Source organism: Massilia sp. LXY-5 (assembly GCF_059801075.1).
The window spans coordinates 359,376-381,085 of record NZ_JBNNEH010000001.1 but is presented as its reverse complement, the minus strand read 5'-3'; the positions used below and the strand labels follow the sequence as shown (position 1 = coordinate 381,085).

Here is a 21,710-nt window from a genome sequence, read left to right as displayed (position 1 = left end):
GGGGCGCTGTCGCGCGCGCGGCGCCCGCCAACGCTTGTGCCATCATGGATCCAACTCCGGTTGGGTTGATCATGGCACGACTCCGACGTTCTTCTCCCGGCGCGCCCCGTTCACGGGTGCCGCGCTTTCAGCAGCCCCTGCCCCAGACCGGGCAGGCGGTGGTCACGCTCGCCCTGCTGCACGCGGCCGATGCGACCAATCCCGACAGTTATTACGCCGCCCTGGTCGATAGCCTGAACGACTACGCGCGCCGCTACGAGGTGACTACGCCTTTGCGCCTGTCCCACTTCCTGGCCCAGATCGGGCATGAAAGCGGCTTTCGGGCGACAGAGGAAAACGGCCGCTATTCGGTGCCACGCATGCACGAGATTTTCGGGTGCCGCGGTGGACCGTCGCGCTACGAGCGCGCCCTCGACGACTGCCACCTGAATGCCGAAGACCAGCCCGACCGCCTGCGCCCCAAGCTGTGGACGGAACAGGACAAGTACGCCGGCAATCCGGAACACCTGCTCGCCTATGTGTACGCGAACCGCCTCGGCAATGGCGACGAAGCCTCGGGCGACGGTTACCGCTACCGCGGACGCGGCCTGATCCAGCTGACCGGCAAGGACAATTACGCCGCTTTTACGACGGCGCACAACGCGCGCAACCCTGCCGATCCGCGCGATTTCGTGGCGCAACCCGACCTCGTCATGAGCGAGCTCAAATACGCCATCGAATCGGCTTTCTATTACTGGGATGCGCGTACAGTCAATACGCTTGCCGACCTGGACGACCTCGAGCAAGTCACCCGTGCCGTGAATGGCGGCCTGAATGGACTGGAAGATCGCGGAGCACGCCTTGCGAGCATCAAGAAAGTACTGGGTATCTGAACGCGTCGTCGCAGCGGCCTGCTGCTTCGTTGCGCCGTTCGCATCGGCCGCGTCGCTGTGCGCCGCCGACGAACCAGTCGTGTTCGCCTGCCATGTGGGCACCAAACTGGTCTCGCTGTGCCGCGCGAGCGGCGACCGCGGCATGCTGAGCTACCGTTTCGGCCGGCCGGACGGTGTCGAACTGTCCTACCCCGAGCCCGGCCGCCAGGCGAGTGTCGCCTTCACCGTCAAATCGAGGCCGCTGGTCGGCGGTGGCGAAACGACGGTCGCGTTCGAGCGCGGCGCCTATACGTATACCGTCTACAGCAAGGTGGCGCGCGCGGACGATGGCAAGACGCCCGAATTCGAGGACGGCGTCATCGTCTCCCGGCGCGGGAAGGTGCTCAGCAGGATGCGCTGCGAGGATGGCGGCGAAGGGTTTCGCGAGCCGGTGGGTTCCGTCGCAGGAAAATAAGCGTCGTTTGCTACGCCAGGTTCAGCCAGCCACGCTTTTTGAAATACAGGAGCGGCGCAATCGCCGTGGCCGCCATCAGCGCCAGCGCAAACGGATAGCCATACGACCAGTCCAGCTCCGGGAACCATTTATGGAAGTTCATCCCGTAGATGCTGGCGATCATCGTCGGCGGCATGAAGGCGACCGAGGCCACCGAGAAGATCTTGATGATCTTGTTCTGGTTGATGTTGATGAAGCCGACCGTGGCATCCATCAGGAAGTTGACCTTGTCGAACAGGAAAGAGGTGTGGCCGTCCAGCGATTCGATGTCGCGCAAAATCTGGCGCGCTTCGTCGAACTGTTCCGAGTTCAGTAATCGCCCGCGCATCAGGAAACTGACGGCGCGCCGGGTATCCATCATGTTGCGGCGGATGCGGCCATTCAAATCTTCCTCGTGGGCGATCGCGTTCAGCGCCGCGGCCGCATCCTGGTCGGTGAATTCCTTCTGCAGCACGCGCTGGCTGACTTCTTCCAGGCTCTCGTAAATGCCCTCGAGCGCGTCCGCCGAATACTCGGCATCGGTTGCGTACAAGTCGAGCAGCACGTCCATGTAGTCGGCGATCGAACCGGGACGCGAACGGGCGCGCATGCGCACCAGGCGAAACACGGGCAAATCGTCCGAGTGGACCGAGAACAGGCGCTTGCCCGACAGGATGAAGGCAACCGTCACCACCCGCGACGGGCCGTCTTCTTCCTCGAGCAGGAAGTCGGTGCGCAGGTGCAGGTCGCCATTCTCCGCTTCGTAGTAGCGGGCCGAGGCTTCGATGTCCGAGACTTCGTCTTCGCCCGGCAGGGTGACGCCATAAATCGCCTTGACCCACGCGCGTTCGTCGTCATCCGGATCGGTGAGGTCGACCCAGACAGGCGTGGCATTCTCCAGGTCCGCGCGGGAAGCGATGGGCACCTGGTTCAGTCGGCCATTTTGTAGGACAAATACGTTGATCATGCGCTTTCTCGGCCGGAATCAAAACTGACGCAAGTGTACCCGTTAGCCCCGAGCCCGGCCACCCCGAAACAACACTTTTGCCCCGCATTAGGCTGTTTTTCAGCGAAATCAAGAAGCGAGTGTTATGGGACTTCGGCGGAGGCCATGCGGCGCTGGATCAGTCCGGTGCGCTTGACCAGATAATTCGTGCTGCGATGAACATCGTAGTAGCGCGGATTGGGCAGCATCACGGCCAGGCGCGCCGCCTGGAACGGCTGCAAGTTGGCTGCCGGCGTCTTGAAGTAATAGCGCGCGGCCGCTTCGGCGCCGAACACGCCGCGCCCGAACTCGACGACGTTGAGATAGATCTCCAGGATGCGGCGCTTGCTCATCACCGTTTCCAGCATGAAGGCGATGATCATCTCCTGGCCCTTGCGCAGGTAGTTGCGCGAGCCCGACAGGAATAAATTCTTGGCCAGCTGCTGCGTGATGGTCGAGCCGCCGCCGACGACCTTGTGCTTGCGGTTGTTGCGGTTGTAGGCGCGTTCGAGGGCGTCGAAGTCGACGCCCGGGTGGTCGGCGAAATTCGCGTCTTCCGAGGCGACCACGGCGCGTTTCAGATTATCCGAAATGCGCTCGTAAGGAACCCACTGGTACTTCAGCTGGGCATTCGGATTCGTTTCGCGCAGCGCCGACAGTTGCTCACGCATGAAACTGGTCGAACCGGGATTGAACCGGGCGAACCAGCAGACCTGCACGAAGAAATACAGCTGGAGTAAAAAGACGGCCAGGATCGGCCCGAGAAAAATCCACTTGATCCAGCGCCGTCCGCCCTTGCCTGTCCCCGCCGCATTGCCTCGTTTTGCCATTATCGTTTTTTTAGGTGCGTAATTGTTTGAAGACAGCGCTCGTGTCGGGCCGCACGCCGCGCCAGACCATAAACGCTTCGGCGGCCTGTTCGACCAGCATGCCGAGGCCGTCGCGCGTGACGGCGCCCTGCGCGCGCGCGAAGTCCATGAAGGGCGACGGCGCGCTGCCGTACATCATATCCAAGGCCAGGCTGCCTTTGGCAAAAGCCGAGGCCGGCACTGGCGGCATCGTTCCGCCCAGGCTGCTCGAGGTGGCGTTGATGACGATGTCGAAGGGTCCTTCGATCTCGTCGAAGCCGCAGGCGGCCAGTGGAACGCCGTGCCCGGCAAAGTTGGCGACCAGGCTGTCGGCCGTGGCGCGGGTGCGGTTGGCCACCAGGATCGATGCCGGTTGTTGCTCGATAAACGGCAGCATGACCCCGCGCGCCGCGCCGCCCGCGCCGAGCAGCAGGATGCGTTGACCAGCCAGCGCGACGCCGGCATTCCGGACGATGTCGGCCACTAGGCCGGGGCCGTCGGTGTTGTCGCCGACGATCTCTCCGTCCTCGAAGCTGAGGGTATTCACGGCGCCGGCGGCGCGCGCGCGCCCGGTCAGCCGGGTGGCCACCGCCACTGCCTCGATCTTGAAGGGCACGGTGACGTTCGCGCCGCGATAGCCCTGGGCGACCAGCTGGCGCACCGCCTCCGTAAAACCGTCGAGCGGCGCCAGGCAGCGTCCGTAAGCGATGTCCTGTCCGGTCTGGGCGGCGAACACGGGGTGGATCTCGGGCGACTTGCTGTGGGCGATCGGATTGCCGATCACGCAGTATTGGTCGGTCATACCTGCTCCTGGAGTTCGGCTTTCACTTTTTCTTCGCGTGTAAAAGTAAAACGCGTGATCACGATCCACAGGTCATCCTTGCCGGCGGTGCGCATGTTCTGCGGGAAGGCGCCGAAGGGAGCCGCGCGGCGCACGATTTCCAGGGCCGCCTTGTCGAGCGCCGGATTACCGGACGAACGCTCGATGCGCGGTCCGCCTTCCTTCTGGTACAGGCTGCCGTCCTGGAACACGGGAATCGACACCACCAGCTCGCCGTAGAGTTTCTTGCCGTTCTGCTGGGGGAAGTTCAGCGTGCCGACCTCTTCCACCTGCTTTTGCATGGCCTTGTAATACAGCGCATAGCCGACCTGGCGCGTGCTCGGCGAAATATGGGTGCGCTTCGGACGTTTATTCTGGTCCTCGATGGTCTGCGTGATTTCTGCCGTCATGCGCGCGATCTGGCGCGTTGTGTCGACCTCGTCGGCGCCGGTACGGGTCGGATCGGGCTTGTCCTTGTCGGTGACGGGCGCGGCGGTGAACGGCGACTGTTGCGCGCGCGTGAGCACGTTCTGCTGCAGCTGCTCGAGTTCGACGATGCGCTTCTGCAGGGCCTTGATGCTGTCGCCGTTCTCGTTCTTGCGCAGGTCGGGCAGCGGCGATTTCGAACGCCCGGCATCGGCCGTGCCGCCGCCTTCGAGGTTGGCCTGGGCCAGCGCTTCGGCTTTACTCGGGGCCTTGGCATGTTTCGCGTTGACGAGGATGACTTCCAGGCCCGGATCGGCCGGCTCGAAGCGCAAGGCATCGGGCGCCACGAAACGGATGGCGAGCAGGACCGCATGCGCCGCCACCGAAGCGGCCAGGGCAATCATGAGGGGACGGTTTTCTCGGGAATACTTCACGCGGGGAGCCGGACGGCTGTTGAATCTGGGAATCCGAGCATTCTACCGTGCGCAGCGGCCGTGTGGGTTGCCGATGCGGGCTGGGTGGCAGCACGGCAACATCGTTACCACTACCGTAGGGTGGGCACTTGTGCCCACGCGGTGATATGCACCGGCTGCGCGTTCGTGCACGCTGATGCTGGAGCTACGTATCACCGCGTGGGCTCAGGAGCCCACCCTACGTTACACGACTGCTAACGGCTTACGATTCTGCTGGCGCAGGGTCATCGGTGCTGACCACTGCCACCGCACCTTCGGCTTCGACTGCCTCTTCGACCGCCGCTTCTCCGCTATCGCCCTCTTCTTCCTCGAACGCGATCTCCTCGCCCGGTGCCGCCGCCACTTCGAGCAATCTCGCCTCGAGCGACAGGTCGACCTCGTCCCAGCGCACGATATCGAGTTTGACTTGCGCGCCGCGCGCCACCTGCGGCATGCCGGCCAGGCGGATCACCAGCGGCACGTCCGTCAGGCGCAGCACGTCGTCCTTCAGCACGACGGCCTCGGCCTGCTTGACGCCCTCCTGGCCCAGCCAGCGCAGGCACCAGTAGCGTTCCATCGTCTGCTGGAAGTCGTTGTAGGACGCATACGCCGCATCGAAAGCGGAGACGATCGAGAACAGCGTCGCATCGCGTGGCTTGAAGGGGGCGACCAGCGGCGCGGTCACGCCGTGCTCGGCGCAGGCGATGATCTGCCACTGGTTCACCAGGTCCGTGTAGCGGCGCAGCGGCGACGTGCTCCAGGCGTATTGATCGACGCCCAGGCCCTGGTGCGGGGCCGCATGGGTGACCATGCGCACCTGCATCTTCGCCGCCCAGCCGGCGCCGCTGCCGGCGCCCTGCGAACGGTAGATGCCCGGCACGCCGGAGTCGTGCAGCAGCTTGCCCCAGGTGCTGTTCGCGAAAATCATCAGTTCGGCGACGATTTTATCCAGCGGCGCGCCGCGCTTGCGGCGCACGATCGAGACCACGTCGTCCTCGACATAGAAATTGAAGTCGACCCGGTTCGCCTGCTCCGGCTTCAAACCGAAGGCTTCGCGCTTCTGCATACGGCCCGCTTCGAGTTTCAGCGCCCATTTCCACAGCAGGGCCAATTCCATTTTGTGCGGATACTCGCCCGCCCCGTTTTCCAGCGTCTCTTCGTTGACCAGCTCGTCGAGGTCGTTGTGGCGCAGGTTGCTCTGGATCGGCACCAGTTCGGCGCGCGTCGTGGTCGAGATCGTCGACCAGTCGGCCGGATCGAGGACCGCGTACAGCGACAGTGCCGGGCAGGTCGTGCCCTCGGCCAGGGTGAAGGCGTTGACGACTTCGTCCGGCAGCATCGTGATCTTGTCGCCCGGCATATAGACGGTCGACATGCGCGCACGGGCGATCTTGTCGATCTCGTCGTCCGGCTTGATGGCCAGGCCCGGCGCGGCGATGTGGATGCCGACGCGCACGGTGCCGTCGTCCAGGTGCTCGACCGAGAAGGCGTCATCGATCTCGGTGGTGGTGACGTCGTCGATCGAGAAGGCGGCGACCCTGGCGACAGGCAGCGCAGTCGGCGCGCTCGGCACGGCGACCGATGGGAAGCCGGCGCCACGCGAGAAGTTCTCGAACAGGAAACGTCCCATGTGCAGGTCTTTGGGCGAGGCGAAGCCTTTGGTGGCCAGCATCAGCCGTGGCGCGGTGGTCTGCAGCTCGTCGGCCGCGGCTTCCAGCGCCTTGTATTCGATCGTGTTCTTGTCCGGCTTGAACAGCAACTGGGCGACGATCGGCTGCATCGTGGCCGGCAGCGTGCCCGCCTTGAGTTCCTCGACATAGCCGGCCTGGATCAGTGCCTGCTGCTTTTTCTTTTCGATGCCGGCCTGGGCCGCGCGCAGCGACTGCTCGGGCGCAGCCTTGTAGCGTCCACGGCCCTTTTTATAGAAATAGATCGGGGCGTTGTGCAGGGCCAGCACCAGGCCCGCGGCCTCCGCGGGCAACGGGGCGTGGCCGAAGTACTCGGCGCCCAGCTCGGCAAAGCCGAATTCTTCCTGCCCCGCCACCTCCCACAGGAAGTCGAGGTCGACCTCGGCGGCGATCCCCCTGGCTTCGTCCAGCAGCACTTCGGGCGCCGGTTTCTCGAACTGGAGCAAGACGTCCTTGGTCTTGACCTTGGACCGTTTGCCGCTCGACAGTTCGACCTGATAGGCTTCGCCAGCCGTCGACAACACCGTGCCGACCTTGAAGTCGCCCGATTCTTCAAAAAATACGTTCATGTTATTTCGCTATCTTTATTGTTGCAGCTGCCGTCAGCTCCAATACAGCCGGCAAGAATACTTCGGTGACCATCAACAGGCCTTGATGACGGCGGTAAACACAGCGCCGCGCATGGAAATCCTTGCTACCCAGGTCAGCTCCAAGCGCTGCGCGCACGCGCGCCAGCAGCGGGTGACCAGCGCGCAGCCGGGCAAATTCGAGCGGCCCGCGCACGACCTTGGGGTCGTAAAACAGGGTGGAACCGAGCGACTGCTCGCCCAGCGCCGAAAACAGCGGCCAGTCGTTCGCCGTGGCCGACATCGGTACGACGGTGTGGCCGAAGACCACCGGCACGCCATCGCAGCACAATACAACCTCGCGCTCCCAGACGCGCTCGCGGCGCGGCAGGCCGATCGGCACCGCCTCCTCCAGCGAACAGAGCGCCACCTCCTGGTGCAGGCGCCGCACGCGAAACGCCGCGCTGTGCGCCACCAGGCGCGCCGTCAGCGAACCCTTCGTTTCAAGCCAGCCGCGCATGGACCCCTCGGCGCCGACGGCGGCGGCCCTGCGATGCCACTTCGCCAGGCGCAGCGATTGTCCCCTCACCGGGGCGCGCCCTCCTGCCCTGGCGACCAGTCCGCGTGCGGCTGGCAAAAGCCCAGCACCTCATCCACATACTGCGGGAATTCGGAAATCGCGTGGTCGCTGCCCTCGATCACGTGCTGGCGCGCACCGGCATAGTGATTCACCATGTCGCGGTAATCCAGCACTTCGTCGCCGGTCGCGGCAATCAGGAAATAGCGTTCCGGCCTGGTGATGCGCGCCACTTTCAGCTCGGCCAGCTCATCGATGTATTCGCGCCGGAATTCGAAAGGTTCGCTTGAGTGCCAGTTCGTCGTCACGCCGACGTGATGCTCCAGGTTTTTCAGGGGATCGACCGAGGGATTCAATAACACGGCCGGCACGTCCAGCCGCTCGGCCAGCCAGGTCGCATAAAAGCCGCCCAGCGAGGAACCGACGATGGACAGGTTGTGCGGCGCGTGGCGTTCCGCCAGCAGCAGCGCCAGTTCCATCGCCGCTTTCGGCGACGCCGGCAGCTGCGGGCAGATCAGGTCGCCCGCGCGGCCGGCCGCCGCCATGCGTTCCTGCATCACCCGCGCTTTAAAGGAACGCGGCGACGAGCGGAAGCCGTGCAAGTACAAAATCATTGCGCCAGCGCCTCGAGCAGCTTCTGGTGCACGCCGCCGAAGCCGCCATTGCTCATCACGAGGATGTGGTCGCCCGGCTGGGCCGCCTGCACGATGGCCTGCACCATGTAGTCGATCTGGTCGAAGCTGTGCGCGATCGTGCCCAGCGGCTTCAAGGCATCGGCCAGCGACCAGCCCAGCGCCTGCTGGCTGCCGAAGCCGAACACGAGGTCCGCATCTTTCAGACTGCCCGGCAGCGCATCCTTCATAGCGCCCAGCTTCATCGTGTTCGAGCGGGGCTCCAGCACGGCCAGGATGCGCCCCGCGCTGCCGATGCGCTGGCGCAGGCCGCCGACGGTGGTCGCGATCGCGGTCGGGTGGTGCGCAAAATCGTCGTAGACGGTGACGTTGTTCACCACGCCGCGTACTTCCATGCGCCGCTTGACGCTCTGGAAGCGAGACAGCGAATCGACGGCCTGCGCCACCGGCACGCCGACGTGGCGGGCAGCGGCAATCGCGGCCAGCGCGTTCGAGCGGTTGTGCTTGCCGGTCAGTTCCCAGTGCACAGTGCCCTGGTTCTCGCCATTGAACATGACGTCGAAGCTGGCGCCGCCCGGATGCTCGACCATTGCCCAGTTCACGCCGTCGGACGAACCAAACGTTTCCTTCTCGCTCCAGCAGCCGCGCTTGATCACGCGCGCCAGCGAGGCTTCGTCGCCGTTGACGACCAGGCGCCCGACGCCGGGCACGGTGCGCACCAGGTGGTGGAACTGGGTCTCGATGGCGCCGATGTCCGGGAAGATGTCGGCGTGGTCGAATTCGAGGTTGTTCAGCACGGCCGTCTTCGCGTGGTAGTGCACGAACTTGCTGCGCTTGTCGAAAAAGGCGGTGTCGTATTCGTCCGCTTCGATGACGAAGAAGTCCGATTCGGTGGCGCCCTGCAGGCGCGCCGAAATACCGAAATTCATCGGCACGCCGCCGATCAGGAAGCCCGGCGCATAGCCCGCGTCTTCCAGGATCCAGGCCAGCATCGACGAGGTCGTCGTCTTGCCGTGGGTGCCGGCCACGGCAAGCACCCATTTTTCGCGCAAAATATGTTCGCCGATCCACTGCGGGCCCGACACATACGGCAGGCCGCGGTTCAGGATTTCCTCGATCAGCGGATTCCCGCGCGTCATCACATTACCCACCACATACAGGTCGGGATTCAGCGACACCTGTTCCGGGCCATAGCCCTGGATCAGTTCGATACCCTGGGCCTCGAGCTGGGTACTCATCGGGGGATAGACGTTGGCGTCGCAACCGGTAACGCGGTGGCCGGCCTCTTTCGCCAGGACCGCCAGGCCGCCCATGAAGGTGCCGCAAATGCCGAGGATGTGAATGTGCATGATGGTAAGGAATAAAGCGAATACGCGATTCTACCCGACGCGATGCCATTTTCCGTTCAAGAGTATGATCGAGGTCATGATGCCAACCCAGAATAATGACCTTCAGCAGCTGCGTGCGCAGATCGCCGCGACGGCTGCGCGCATGATCGCGCAAGACGGCGCCGACTACCCCACGGCACGCAAAAAGGCCGCCCGGCAAGTGCTGGGTGTGGACCAGCCCCAGCCGAACCTGATGCCGGACAACGGCGAGATCGAAGAGGAAGTACGGCGCTATTTGACCCTGTTCGGCGGCGCGGCCCACGCCGAACGCCTGCAGGCGCTGCGCGAAACGGCCTTGCAAGTGATGGATGCGCTGGCCGAGTTCCGCCCTTACCTGACAGGGGCCGTGCTGAACGGCACGGCCGGCGAGCACGACGACATCCACCTGCAACTGTTCGCCGACAGCGCGAAAGAGGTCGAGATTTATCTGTTGAACCGCAACGTCAATATAGATATCTCGGAAACGCCCCACTTTAAGGGCGCCAGACACGATCCCGTTGAAACGGTGAGCTTCCTGTGGCATAAGGAAGCGGTGCATGCCGAGCTCTACGATTTTCACGATCTGCGCGGCGCACTGAAACCCCGGGGCGATGGCCGCCTGCAGCGTGTCGACGCGGCCGGCCTGCGCGCCCTGATGTCTACCGACGAATCCCTGGAACAGGACGAATGAAGAATAAAAAGATGGCCGCCGTGGCGGCCGTGGCAGCGATTTTTTGCGCCCTTGGCGTTGTGTTCGGCAGCAAAACGAAGCCGGTGCCAGCTCCGCTGACGACCAGCATCGCCCCGACCGGTACGCCGGACGGCGGCGGCCCAGCGCACACCGCCTCCACTCACTTATATGCGCAAACCCTGAACGACCTGGCGGGCAAGCCGCAGTCCCTGTCTCAGTGGAAAGGCAAACCCCTGCTCGTCAATTTCTGGGCCACCTGGTGCGGACCCTGCGTGCAGGAAATGCCCGAGCTGTCGGCCCTCGCCAACGAAGAGGCCGGCAAGCGCTTCAATGTCATCGGCCTCGGCATCGATTCGCCCTTGGCCATGAGCGAATTTGCGGCCAAGCACAACATCAAGTACCCGCTGTATGTGGGCGGCATGGGCGGCACGGAACTGTCGCGCGCCTTCGGTAATACGAATGGCGGCCTGCCCTTCACGGTACTCATCGGCGCGGACGGCCAGGTAAGGAAGACCTACCTCGGCAAGCTGAAATTCGACGAGTTGAAGGCCGACCTCGCGGCACTGTAGAGCTCGCGAACGGTCGTTCTTTTCCGATCTCCGCGCAAGTGGTTGTTATCCACGGAGAATTTTATCGCTTGCCAATAGCTGACGTTGGCGGCAAAATGCGTCACTTTCGAGCATAGACTCTACAAAATAATGGCGAAAAAGCTACTGCTGCTCAACGGTCCCAATCTGAATTTATTGGGAACCCGCGAGCCTGCGGTGTATGGCGCGGCAACGCTGGCCGACATCGAAAGCGCTGCGACGGCCCAGGCCATCGCAGCGGGCGGGTCGCTTTCCTGCTTTCAGAGCAACCACGAAGGTGCGCTGATCGACCGCATCCACGCCGCCCGTAGCGAAGGCGTGGACGCGATCGTCATCAATCCTGGCGGGCTGACCCACACGAGCGTGGCCTTGCGCGATGCGTTTGCTGCGGTGGCGATCCCGTTCATTGAGGTCCATATCTCAAATATTTATCAGCGCGAAGAATTCCGCCACCATTCCTACCTGTCGGCGCTGGCCCGCGGCACCATCTGCGGGCTCGGCATCGACGGATACCGGTATGCCATCGACTTCGCGCTCAAATAGCGTTAATCTCAAGTAACTTCATGCATCATCTTCGGCTGCGCCCTCTTTTGGCGCGCTGTTTTACTCTCTTAATACCACAATAATTCCAAGGGGTTTCACATGGATCTACGTAAACTCAAGACTTTGATCGACCTCGTCGCCGAATCGGACATCGCTGAACTCGAAGTGACAGAAGGCGAAAGCAAGGTTCGCATCGTCAAGTCGTCCGCCGCGCCCCAAGGCCAGATGGTCATGATGCCGTCCGGCATGCAGCAATATTCGGCGCCCGCCCCAGCCGCCGCTCCTGCTGCCCCGGCCGCGCCTGCAGCACCGGCCGTTGCCGTTGAAACTGGTCACGTCGTCAAGTCGCCGATGGTCGGCACCTTCTACCGTTCGTCCGCTCCGGGCGCCGCTGCGTTCGTCGAAGTCGGCACCAACATCAAGGAAGGCGACACCCTCTGCATCATCGAGGCAATGAAACTCCTGAACGAAATCGACGCCGATGTCTCCGGCGTGGTGACCAAGATCCTGGTGGAAAATGGCCAGCCGGTCGAATTCGGCCAGCCACTGTTCGTGATCGGCTAAGTTTCGGCTTTCGCTGCGCCGCCCGGCCGTGACATCGTTCCGGCCGCATGATCCCGAACCCAGGCCGGCGCACGACGCCGGCTCTCTCACACTCCGAAGCTAACCATGTTTGAAAAAATTCTTATCGCCAATCGTGGTGAAATCGCGCTGCGTATCCAGCGCGCATGCCGCGAAATGGGCATCAAGACGGTGGTCGTCCACTCCGAAGCCGACAAGGACGCCAAGTATGTGAAGCTGGCCGACGAGTCCGTCTGCATCGGCCCGGCCCAGTCCGCGCTGAGCTACCTGAACATGCCGGCGATTATCAGCGCCGCCGAAGTGACGGACGCCGAAGCGATCCACCCCGGCTACGGCTTCCTGTCGGAAAACGCCGACTTCGCCGAGCGCGTGGAAAAATCGGGCTTCGTCTTCATCGGCCCGCGTTCCGATTCGATCCGCCTGATGGGCGACAAGGTCTCGGCCAAGCAGGCGATGATCCGCGCCGGCGTGCCTTGCGTGCCGGGTTCGGATGGCGCCCTGCCTGACGATCCGAAGGAAATCATCCAGACCGCCCGCAAGGTTGGCTATCCGGTCATCATCAAAGCTGCCGGCGGCGGCGGCGGGCGCGGCATGCGCGTGGTCCACACCGAAGCGGCCCTGCTCAACGCCGTGGCGATGACCAAGACCGAAGCCGGTACCGCCTTCGGCAATCCGGAAGTCTATATGGAGAAGTACCTGGAGAATCCGCGCCACGTGGAAATCCAGATCCTCGCCGACGAACACAAAAACGCCGTCTGGCTGGGCGAACGCGACTGCTCGATGCAGCGCCGCCACCAGAAGGTGATCGAGGAAGCGCCGGCACCGGGCATCCCGCGCAAGCTGATCGAGAAGATCGGCGACCGCTGCGCCGAAGCCTGCCGCAAGATCGGCTACCGCGGCGCCGGTACCTTCGAATTCCTGTATGAAAACGGCGAGTTCTATTTCATCGAAATGAACACCCGCGTCCAGGTCGAACATCCGGTCACCGAAATGATCACCGGCATCGACATCGTGCAGGAACAGATCCGCATCGCCTGCGGCGAGAAGCTGCGTTTCCGCCAGCGCGACATCATGCTGGCCGGCCACGCGATCGAATGCCGCATCAATGCGGAAGACCCATTCAAGTTTACGCCGTCCCCTGGCCGCATCACCGGCTGGCACCCGCCGGGCGGTCCCGGCATCCGTGTCGATTCGCACTCGTATGCGGGCTACTATGTGCCACCTCATTACGACTCGATGATCGGCAAGGTAATTTCCTACGGTGCTACTCGTGAGCAAGCAATCCGCCGCATGCAAATTGCGTTGTCGGAAATGGTGGTTGAGGGTATTTTGACCAACATCCAGCTGCACCGCGAACTGATGGTCGATGCCCGCTTCATCGAAGGCGGCACCAACATCCATTACCTGGAGCAGAAGCTGGCGAATCGCCCCGACACCAAGGTTGTCGTGGCCCCGGAAAACAAGGCTGACGCATGAGCTGGACCGAAGTCATCATCGAAATCGCACGCGAGCACGCGGAAAGCCTGTCCGACGCCTTGATGGAAGCGGGCGCGCTGTCGGTTTCGGTGGAAGATGCCGACGAAGGCACCGACCAGGAAAAGCCGCTGTTCGGCGAACCTGGCATGGAGCCGACCGAGGCGGCCTGGGATCACAGCCGTGTCGTGGCCCTGACTGACATCGACGCTGACCAACAGGCCATCGTCGCCGAAGCAGCGGCCGCCATCGGGCTCACTACCGTGCCGGCGTTTTCCACCCGCGCGGTGGCCGATGCCGACTGGGTACGCCTGACGCAGTCGCAATTCGAGCCGATCCACATCGGCACCAACATCTGGGTCGTGCCGAGCTGGCACGAAGCGCCGGACCCGAACGGGCTCATTCTCGAACTCGATCCAGGCCTGGCGTTTGGCACCGGCAGCCATCCGACCACCCGCCTGTGCATGGAGTGGCTGGAAGCCCATCCGGCACCGGGCAAGAGCGTCCTGGACTACGGCTGCGGTTCCGGCATCCTGGCGATGGTCGCCAAGAAGCTGGCCGCCGGCGACGTGGCCGGGGTCGACATCGATCCGCAGGCGATCGAATCGGCGCGTGCGAATGCCGAGCGTAACAACTGCGAAATCGATTTCTACGTGCCGGACGCATTTGCCGCCTCGTCGAACGAGCGCCATGCAAATGGCAAGTTCGACATCGTCGTGGCCAACATCCTGTCGAGCCCATTGAAGCTGATGGCGCCGATGTTGTCGGGCCGCGTGGCGCCTGGCGGTTCGCTGGTGCTCTCGGGCGTGCTGGCGCGCCAGGCCGACGAAGTGGCCGCCGCCTACGCACCTTTCATCAAGCTGGGCGTCTGGGCCGAGCAGGACGGCTGGGTTGCCCTTCACGGGACGCTCGGCCAGGATACGGTACCGGCCGCGCGCTCCACTACCAACGGTTAAGGAGCCCGGCATGGCGCTTGCCACCCAATGCCCCCATTGCGGCACGATGTTCCGGGTCGCCTCGGACCAACTCAAGCTGCGTGGGGGCATTGTCCGTTGCGGCTCCTGCCAGGAGATCTTCGACGGCAGCGCCACCCTGGTGGACCTCGATGCGCTGCCGGCCAAGGCGCCGGTGGCTGCCAAGCCTGATCTGCCCTCTCCCGACACGGCGCCCGCTGCCGTCGTCGAACCCGCCCCCATATCCGAACCCGAACCCGAGCCTGCGCCTGCCCTTGAGGAGGAGTCCCTGGCTGACGACGAAGCGCTCGCGCCGCTGGACATGGCGGTCGAGCTACCGCGTTTCGAGGACCAGCCGGTCTACACGCTCGACTTCGACCATACCTTCGATCCGTTCGGGATCCTGCCGAAAGTCGATGCACCCGCGGCGCCTGAAGTGGAAACGCCCGTGCCCGACGCGGTCGCGGTCGAGGCGTCCGGGTCCGCACCCGAAGAACCCGTGATCGACGAGGAGCCCGTCCAGCCGGTCATGCCGCCCTGGTCGCAGCTGTTGAAGAACCCGGAGCCGGTTGCGGAGGCGACACCGCCCGCCGCGCCGGAGCCGGCCGCCCTTGCGCCGCAGCCCGACGACGCGGCCGAACCCGTCCTCGAAGCGCAAGCGGAGCCTGAGCCGCTCGTCCCGCAGCACGCCGGCCGCATCGAGCCCGCCTTCGGCCTGCCGGTCGACGAAGAACTGGTCGCCGCGCCCCTGCCCGGCCACGAACCGGAACTGGAACCGGCTGCGCCCGCGCCACGCGCCAACGTTCCCGCCGACGACGCGCCGCCGCTGCTGATGCGCGAATCGACTGCCAGCGTGGTCACGCCGCCCGCCGCCGCCCATGTGCCGCCGATTGCGCGCACGCCGGCCGCCAAGCGTGCCGAAAAGGCCGCCGCGCGCCGTTCGAAGCTCACGCCCACCCGCATCGAAGCGCAACCGAAACTGCGCGCGGCCGAGATCGACGAGCCGGAGTTCGTCAAGCGCGGCCGCCAGCAGGAGCAGAACGGGCGCGCGCGCAAGATCGCGCTGGTCGCCGCCGCCATCGCCCTGTTGATCCTCCTGTTCGTGCAAGGGGTACTGAACTTCCGCAACGCCCTCGCCGCCCGCTTCCCGGCCGCGAAACCGGCCCTCGTCTCCAGCTGCGCCGTCTTCGGCTGCCGCGTCGAACTGCCGGCCCAGATCGACAACCTCGCCATCGAAACGGGCGAACTGACGACGCTCGGCGGCGGCGTCTATTCCTTCACCACCGAGCTGCGCAACGCCGGCACCACGGCCCAGGCCTGGCCGAGCCTGGAACTGGCGCTGACCGACGCCAACGACAAACCGCTGGTGCGCCGCGTATTCGGCCCCAGGGATTATCTCGCCGCCGACACCCCGGCCGCGAACGGCATCGCGCCGCGCGCCGAACACGCGATCAAACTCCACTTCCGCGTGGAGGACCTGAAACCTTCCGGCTACCACATTGCCGTCTTCTACCCCTGAATTGACGTTGGACCTCACATGACCCAAGCTACCCTGATCTGCGGATCGCTCGCATTCGACAAGATCATGCAATACCACGGCCGTTTCGCCGAGACCCTGCTGGCCGACCAGCTGCACCGCGTGAACGTCTCCTTCCTGGTACCGACCCTGCGCACCGAATACGGCGGCTGCTCGGCGAACATCGCCTATAACCTGAAGCTGCTCGGCGGCGAGCCCCTGATCATGGCCACCCTCGGCCAGGACGGCGCCGACTACCTCGAGCGCCTGCGCAACTTCGGCATCAAGACGCGTGCCATCAAGACCATCCAGGACGCCTACACGGCCCAGTGCTTCGTCACTGCCGACCAGGACAACAACCAGATCAACGCCTTCCACCCGGGCGCGATGCAGTTCTCGCACGAGAACAACGTCGCCGACCAGGGCCCGCTGCGCGTGGCGATCATCGCCCCGGACGGCCGCGACGGCATGCTCAAGCACGCGCGCGACTGCGCCGCCCAGGGCCTGCCCTTCATGTTCGACCCGGGCCAGCAGCTGCCGATGTTCAGCGGCGAAGAACTGCTGACCTTCATCGAGCAGGCCACCTACCTGGCCGCGAACGACTACGAATTCGAGATGGTGATGGACCGCACCGGCCTCTCGCTCGAACAGATCGCCGCGCGCCTGGAGGCGCTGATCGTCACCCGCGGCGAAAAGGGTTCCGAGATCTACGCCGGCGGCGAGCGCCACGACATCCCGGCCGTGCCGGCCACCGCCGTGGTCGACCCGACCGGCTGCGGCGACGCCTACCGCGCCGGCCTCCTGTACGGCATCGCGCAAGGCTACGACTGGCCGACCACCGGCCGCATCGCCAGCCTGCTCGGCTCCATCAAGATCGCCCACCAGGGCGGCCAGAACCACAGTTTTACTCCGGCCGAGATCGCCAATAAATTCGAAGCCGCCTTCGGCTACCGCTTCAAATAATTAAAAGGGTACAACCGCCGGCATACACTGTTGGCGGATGCGCACTGTAGGGGTCATTGAGGACAATGTCCTCAATGACGGGTTCACCGGGCTCCCCGAGCCCACGCGTTACGCCCTCAAGCGAAGCCAAAAAAAAACGGGCAGCCAGGCTGCCCGTTTTCACATCCGTACTACCCAATCAAATCGGCACCACAGTCCTCAGCAAATACAGCGCAATCTGCAGCAGCAGCACCGCCACCAGCACCGACAAATCCAGCCCGCCGATCGGCGGCACCACCTTGCGGATCGGCCGCAGCAGCGGATCGTTCAGCGCATGCACGAACGGCGCCAGCGGCGCATGCGGATTGACCCAGCTGAAGATCGCCTCGATGATCAGGAGCGCGATGAAACCGTAGATGATCCACTTCACGAAGCGCCCCAGCGCCAGCAGCAGCACCTGCTCCACCGACGCCCCGACGATGAACAGGATCGAGGTCGCCAGCAGCACCACCAGGAAGGCGCCGATCAGGCTTGCCCAGTCGTAGCCGCCTGCCCCCGGCACGATGCGGCGCAGGGGTTTCACGAGCCAGTCGCTCAGCGTGAAGGTGAACTGCGCCACCGAGGCTGGCGGACGCACGCGGATGGCCTGCATCCAGAAGCGCAACAGGAGCACCCCGCCCAGCACAGTGGCAATGGTATCGACGATCAACTGAAGAATGGACAGCACGAGAACTCCTTGAAATAAAAAAACCGCTGTGTGAACGGTTCACACAGCGGTATTTTGCCCTAAAGCGGGCCAGACCCGGGATTACGGACGGCTGCTGGTCGGGAACGGCCAGGCGGCTGCCGGTGCCAGCACGGTCTTCGCCGCTGGTGCCGGTGCGGCCGGCTTGGCTTCGCCTGCTGCCTGGGCTGGCTTGGCTTCCGTTTCCTTGGCCGCCGGCTTCTTCGCAGCGGCTTTCTTGGCTGCTGGCTTGGCTGCCGCTTCCGGCTTGGCTTCCGCCTTCACCGCAGGTGCTGCGGCGGCTTCCCGCTTGGCTTCGGCCTTGGCTGCTTCCGGCTTGGCTTCGGCTTTCGCTGCTTCCGGCTTGGCTTCGGCCTTCATGGCTTCGGGCTTGGCTTCAGCTTTGGCAGCTGGCTTGGCGGCTGGCTTGGTCGCTGCTGCTTTGGCCGGAGCGGATGCTGCGGTCTTGGTAGCGGCTGGCTTGGTCGCTGCTGCTTTGGCCGGAGCGGATGCTGCGGTCTTGGTAGCGGCTGGCTTGGTCGCTGCTGCTTTGGCCGGAGCTGGCGCTGCGGTCTTGGTAGCGGCGGTCTTGGTAGCAGCAGCCTTGGCTGGAGCTGGGGTGGCAGTCTTAGCGGCTGACTTGACCGGCGCCTTCGTGGCAGCGGCTTTCGCGGACGGCTTCGCAGCCGTCCCCTTGGCAGCGCTCTTGGCTGATGCTTTGGCTGCAGTCTTGGCTGGTGCCTTGGCTGCGGTCTTGGCGACGGTCTTCGCCGGTGCCTTGGCCGGACCCTTCGATGCCGACTTGGCTGGTGCTTTGGCAGCGGTCTTCGCTGCGGACTTGGCTGGCGCCTTGGCAGCGGTCTTCGCCGGTGCCTTGGCTGCGCTCTTCGCGGACGTCTTTGCAGACGCCCCCTTGGCTGCCGACTTGGTCGCTGCTGCTTTTGCTACCGGCTTGGCGGCTGCAGTCTTTTTGGCTGCTGGCTTGGCTGCTGCTTTGGTTGCGGTCTTCTTCGCTGCTGGCTTGGCTGCCGACTTGGTTGCGGTCTTGGCGGCAGGCTTGGCTGCTGCTTTGGTCGCGGTTTTCTTGGCAGCTGGCTTGGCCGCGGCTTTGGTCGCGGTCTTCTTCGCTGCCGGCTTGGCTGCCGACTTGGCTGCGGTCTTGGCGGCTGGCTTGGCTACGGCTTTGGTAGCGGTCTTCTTGGCCGCTGGCTTGGCTGCCGACTTGGTGGCAGCTGCTTTTGCTACTGGCTTGGCGGCGGATTTAGCAGCGGCTTTCTTTGCGGCTGGCTTGGCTGCCGGTTTGGCGGCGGCTTTCTTTGCAGCCGGCTTGGCTGCCGGCTTGGCAGCGGCTTTCTTGGCAGCTGGCTTGGCTGCCGGTTTAGCGGCGGCTTTCTTTGCAGCCGGCTTGGCTGCCGGCTTGGCGGCGGCTTTCTTCGCTGCTGGTTTTGCTGCTGGCTTTGCAGCGGCCTTCGCCGCTGGTTTTGCGGCAGCTTTTGCCGGAGTCTTCGATGCAGCTTTTGCTGCCGGTTTGGCAGCAGGCTTGGCGGCCGCTTTGGCCGTCGTCTTCGCTGCCGACTTGGCGGCTGGTTTCTCTGCGGCGGCCGATTTCGCTGCCGGTTTTGCTGCTGGTTTCTTCGCTGCTGTTGCCATTTTAGTTCTCCTTCTCTGCGATGAGAAAATACGCTACAAGGTTGAAACCCGTCCGTCCGGATGGCCGGGCGGGTTATTCATCGGCATAAACCGTTTGGGTTACTGCCAATGAATCCGGCACCAGCTGAACTGCTGCAACTCCTCACAATTGCAGCGCTTCAGCCAACGACGTCGGGACACCCATCCATTACTTAGCTGCGCTTTCACATCGCTGCCCTTACGAGCACGAAAAGAAAAAGCCGCCTTGCCTGAAAAGGATCAGGCAGTGCGGCTTGTTCTTTTCGTTACGCTTATGTGCATGCTGGCTTGAATCAGCGTCCCATTACGGAAGTCTCGAAGCTCATTTCGCGCCGCATTTGCTGCGCTTGCCGAGGCTGTTTCGACTCCCTTTTTCAATCGGTTTTGTCTGCCTGCGAGCATGCGAAAAAGGCCATGTTCACGTTTTGACAAATTCAATCACGTAAAGTACACGAAAACCTTGTCACTCCGCAACCCGCGCACGCGTAAATTCACTTCTTCGCTACGACTACAACAAACCCCGTGCGGGAACTTCAGCGCGCGCCGCGCCGCTTCATTTCAAAGCGCGCCTGATTCCATCAGGCCTCCCTTGAAATGGACCTGCTTCGGCCGGCCAACGAAGGACGCGCGCCAAGTCGAGACGATTTATCTGCTTTGACCGTCACGGACGCCAGACATTCGGCATCGTGACGCGCCCCGACGGCGCACGCGCATAAAAAAAGCCCGGTGATTTTTCACCGGGCTTCTCGACATCTATATAGAGCAGCTGGAATCAATCCCAGTTCAGCGCCCCACCCGTCTGGTACTCCGTCACGCGCGTCTCGAAGAAGCTACGTTCCTTCTTCAGGTCGATCATCTCGCTCATCCATGGGAATGGATTCTCTTCGGCCGGGAACAGCGGATCGAGCCCGATCTGCACGGCGCGGCGATTCGCGATGAAGCGCAGGTAGCCCTTGAACATGGTCGCGTTCAGGCCCAGCAGGCCGCGCGGCTTGGTGTCTTCGGCGTAGCGGTATGGAAGTTGACGGCTTCCAGGAACAGGGTCTTGATCTTGTCCCGGAAGGCCGGGGGCCACAGCAGCGGGTTATCCATCTTGATCGTGTTGATCAAGTCGCTACGTGGAGTCAGGTTCGGTCTAGGTTAGCGCATAAAAAAAGCCCGATGATTTTTCACCGGGCTTCTCGACATCTATATAGAGCAGCTGGAATCAATCCCAGTTCAGCGCCCCACCCGTCTGGTACTCCGTCACGCGGGTCTCGAAGAAGTTACGTTCCTTCTTCAGGTCGATCATCTCGCTCATCCATGGGAATGGATTCTCTTCGGCCGGGAACAGCGGATCGAGCCCGATCTGCACGGCGCGGCGGTTGGCGATGAAGCGCAGGTAGCCCTTGAACATGGTCGCGTTCAGGCCCAGCACGCCGCGCGGCATGGTGTCTTCGGCGTAGCGGTATTCGAGTTCTACCGCTTCCAGGAACAGGGCCTTGATCTCGTCGCGGAAGGCCGGGGTCCACAGCAGCGGGTTTTCCATCTTGATCGTGTTGATCAGGTCGATGCCGAAGTTCACGTGCATCGACTCGTCGCGCAGGATGTACTGGTACTGCTCGGCGGCGCCGGTCATCTTGTTTTGACGGCCCAGCGCCAGGATCTGGGTGAAGCCGACGTAGAAGAACAGGCCTTCCATCATGCAGGCGAAGACGATGATCGACTTCAGCAGCGTCTGGTCCGCTTCCAGCGTGCCGGTCTTGAAATCAGGGTCGGTCAGCACGTTGATATACGGAATCAGGAACTGGTCCTTGTCGTGGATCGACGCGATCTCGTTGTAGGCGTTGAAGATCTCTTTTTCATCCAGTCCCAGCGACTCGACGATGTACTGGTAGGCGTGGGTGTGGATCGCCTCCTCAAACGCCTGGCGCAGCAGGTACTGGCGGCATTCCGGGGCCGTGATGTGGCGGTAGGTACCCAGCACGATGTTGTTCGCGGCCAGCGAGTCGGCCGTCACGAAGAAGCCGAGGTTGCGCTTGACCAGGCGGCGCTCGTCTTCCGACAGGCCGTTCGGGCTCTTCCAGAGCTCGATGTCGCGCTGCATGTTCACTTCCTGCGGCATCCAGTGGTTCGCGCAGCCGGCCAGGTACTTGTCCCAGGCCCACTTGTATTTGAAGGGTACCAGTTGGTTGACGTCGGTCTTGCCGTTGATGATGCGCTTGTCGTCGGCGTTCACGCGGGTGGCGACCAGGGCGGCGTCGACGGTTTCCGGCAGGCCAGCAGCTTGCGGTGCGCGCGCGGCGCTCGTTGGTTCATCGTCCCATGACAGCATGATTTGTTCCTC

At 63.5% G+C, this 21,710-nt stretch carries 22 protein-coding genes and 1 pseudogene; 11 read left to right on the top strand and 12 right to left on the bottom strand.

The genetic code is table 11. From position 1 onward, the window contains the following. Positions 1–71 precede the first annotated feature (71 nt). Positions 72–872, top strand: coding sequence for a glycoside hydrolase family 19 protein (locus ACI48I_RS01735; protein ID WP_498573155.1), 801 nt, complete (start codon positions 72–74; stop codon positions 870–872). Continuing rightward, complete coding sequence (locus ACI48I_RS01730; RefSeq protein ID WP_498573154.1) at positions 841–1,326, top strand: hypothetical protein; 486 nt, start codon at positions 841–843, stop codon at positions 1,324–1,326. Before ACI48I_RS01735 ends, ACI48I_RS01730 begins: the two co-directional genes overlap by 32 nt. A 10-nt stretch (positions 1,327–1,336) precedes the next feature. Here ACI48I_RS01730 and corA read toward each other — a convergent pair whose 3' ends face one another. The 8 genes from corA to mpl all read right to left on the bottom strand — a co-directional run bounded on the left by corA (position 1,337) and on the right by mpl (position 9,687). After that, entirely contained in the window at positions 1,337–2,311 is a 975-nt protein-coding gene (gene corA, locus ACI48I_RS01725) for a magnesium/cobalt transporter CorA (protein WP_498573153.1), read from the bottom strand. 122 nt (positions 2,312–2,433) lie between these two features. Beyond that, positions 2,434–3,159 (bottom strand): monofunctional biosynthetic peptidoglycan transglycosylase, encoded by a 726-nt coding sequence (gene mtgA / locus ACI48I_RS01720; RefSeq protein WP_498573152.1) that lies wholly within the window; start codon positions 3,157–3,159, stop codon positions 2,434–2,436. Between the two features lie 10 nt (positions 3,160–3,169). Further along, positions 3,170–3,979 (bottom strand): shikimate dehydrogenase, encoded by an 810-nt coding sequence (aroE, locus tag ACI48I_RS01715; protein ID WP_498573151.1) that lies wholly within the window; start codon positions 3,977–3,979, stop codon positions 3,170–3,172. Beyond that, complete coding sequence (locus ACI48I_RS01710; RefSeq protein ID WP_498573150.1) at positions 3,976–4,827, bottom strand: TonB family protein; 852 nt, start codon at positions 4,825–4,827, stop codon at positions 3,976–3,978. Before ACI48I_RS01710 ends, aroE begins: the two co-directional genes overlap by 4 nt. 271 nt (positions 4,828–5,098) lie before the next feature. Beyond that, positions 5,099–7,132, bottom strand: a complete 2,034-nt coding sequence (locus ACI48I_RS01705; RefSeq protein WP_498573149.1) for a ribonuclease catalytic domain-containing protein — start codon at positions 7,130–7,132, stop codon at positions 5,099–5,101. A 1-nt stretch (position 7,133) separates the two neighbouring features. Next, the gene (locus ACI48I_RS01700) at positions 7,134–7,718 is read right to left on the bottom strand and encodes a chorismate--pyruvate lyase family protein (RefSeq protein ID WP_498573148.1); all 585 of its coding nucleotides are present in this window, start codon (positions 7,716–7,718) and stop codon (positions 7,134–7,136) included. Further along, a complete protein-coding gene (locus tag ACI48I_RS01695) occupies positions 7,715–8,320 on the bottom strand; it encodes a YqiA/YcfP family alpha/beta fold hydrolase (protein WP_498573147.1) in 606 nt (201 codons plus the stop codon). Before ACI48I_RS01695 ends, ACI48I_RS01700 begins: the two co-directional genes overlap by 4 nt. Further along, positions 8,317–9,687, bottom strand: a complete 1,371-nt coding sequence (gene mpl / locus ACI48I_RS01690; protein WP_498573146.1) for a UDP-N-acetylmuramate:L-alanyl-gamma-D-glutamyl-meso-diaminopimelate ligase — start codon at positions 9,685–9,687, stop codon at positions 8,317–8,319. Before mpl ends, ACI48I_RS01695 begins: the two co-directional genes overlap by 4 nt. 76 nt (positions 9,688–9,763) lie before the next feature. Here mpl and ACI48I_RS01685 point away from each other — a divergent pair, with 76 nt between their 5' ends. The 8 genes from ACI48I_RS01685 to ACI48I_RS01650 all read left to right on the top strand — a co-directional run bounded on the left by ACI48I_RS01685 (position 9,764) and on the right by ACI48I_RS01650 (position 17,013). Continuing rightward, a complete protein-coding gene (locus ACI48I_RS01685; RefSeq protein ID WP_193688349.1) occupies positions 9,764–10,396 on the top strand; it encodes a hypothetical protein in 633 nt (210 codons plus the stop codon). Continuing rightward, positions 10,393–10,965, top strand: a complete 573-nt coding sequence (locus tag ACI48I_RS01680; RefSeq protein WP_498573145.1) for a TlpA family protein disulfide reductase — start codon at positions 10,393–10,395, stop codon at positions 10,963–10,965. Before ACI48I_RS01685 ends, ACI48I_RS01680 begins: the two co-directional genes overlap by 4 nt. Before the next feature lie 129 nt (positions 10,966–11,094). After that, positions 11,095–11,526: a type II 3-dehydroquinate dehydratase gene (aroQ, locus tag ACI48I_RS01675; RefSeq protein ID WP_193688915.1), complete on the top strand. Its 432-nt coding sequence runs from the start codon at positions 11,095–11,097 to the stop codon at positions 11,524–11,526. 99 nt (positions 11,527–11,625) lie between these two features. After that, the gene (gene accB / locus ACI48I_RS01670) at positions 11,626–12,090 is read left to right on the top strand and encodes an acetyl-CoA carboxylase biotin carboxyl carrier protein (RefSeq protein ID WP_193688347.1); all 465 of its coding nucleotides are present in this window, start codon (positions 11,626–11,628) and stop codon (positions 12,088–12,090) included. A gap of 105 nt (positions 12,091–12,195) precedes the next feature. Then, positions 12,196–13,584 carry an acetyl-CoA carboxylase biotin carboxylase subunit gene (accC, locus tag ACI48I_RS01665; RefSeq protein ID WP_193688346.1) on the top strand — a complete coding sequence of 463 codons (1,389 nt, stop codon included), beginning with the start codon at positions 12,196–12,198 and terminating at the stop codon, positions 13,582–13,584. After that, the gene (gene prmA, locus ACI48I_RS01660; RefSeq protein ID WP_498573144.1) at positions 13,581–14,537 is read left to right on the top strand and encodes a 50S ribosomal protein L11 methyltransferase; all 957 of its coding nucleotides are present in this window, start codon (positions 13,581–13,583) and stop codon (positions 14,535–14,537) included. The genes accC and prmA overlap by 4 nt, the downstream gene beginning before the upstream one ends. A 10-nt stretch (positions 14,538–14,547) precedes the next feature. Further along, on the top strand, positions 14,548–16,053 hold the full coding sequence (locus ACI48I_RS01655; protein WP_498573143.1) for a zinc-ribbon and DUF3426 domain-containing protein: 1,506 nt from the start codon (positions 14,548–14,550) through the stop codon (positions 16,051–16,053). An 18-nt stretch (positions 16,054–16,071) separates the two neighbouring features. Next, entirely contained in the window at positions 16,072–17,013 is a 942-nt protein-coding gene (locus tag ACI48I_RS01650) for a carbohydrate kinase family protein (protein WP_498573142.1), read from the top strand. Positions 17,014–17,191: 178 nt separating this feature from the next. On the opposite strand, the gene ACI48I_RS01645 is transcribed toward ACI48I_RS01650, so the two are convergent. Together ACI48I_RS01645 and ACI48I_RS01640 are read right to left on the bottom strand one after the other, a co-directional pair. Further along, the gene (locus ACI48I_RS01645; protein WP_498573141.1) at positions 17,192–17,719 is read right to left on the bottom strand and encodes a YggT family protein; all 528 of its coding nucleotides are present in this window, start codon (positions 17,717–17,719) and stop codon (positions 17,192–17,194) included. Between the two features lie 81 nt (positions 17,720–17,800). Continuing rightward, positions 17,801–18,097 carry a histone gene (locus ACI48I_RS01640; protein WP_498573140.1) on the bottom strand — a complete coding sequence of 99 codons (297 nt, stop codon included), beginning with the start codon at positions 18,095–18,097 and terminating at the stop codon, positions 17,801–17,803. A gap of 313 nt (positions 18,098–18,410) precedes the next feature. Here ACI48I_RS01640 and ACI48I_RS01635 point away from each other — a divergent pair, with 313 nt between their 5' ends. Beyond that, positions 18,411–19,478, top strand: a complete 1,068-nt coding sequence (locus ACI48I_RS01635) for a hypothetical protein (RefSeq protein WP_498573139.1) — start codon at positions 18,411–18,413, stop codon at positions 19,476–19,478. A gap of 678 nt (positions 19,479–20,156) precedes the next feature. Here the strand turns inward: ACI48I_RS01635 and ACI48I_RS01630 are convergent. Beyond that, positions 20,157–20,497: pseudogene (locus tag ACI48I_RS01630) on the bottom strand (ribonucleotide-diphosphate reductase subunit beta); the annotation flags it as partial. Between the two features lie 94 nt (positions 20,498–20,591). Further along, on the bottom strand, positions 20,592–21,698 hold the full coding sequence (locus ACI48I_RS01625; protein WP_193688342.1) for a ribonucleotide-diphosphate reductase subunit beta: 1,107 nt from the start codon (positions 21,696–21,698) through the stop codon (positions 20,592–20,594). Between the last annotated feature and the right edge of the window lie 12 nt (positions 21,699–21,710).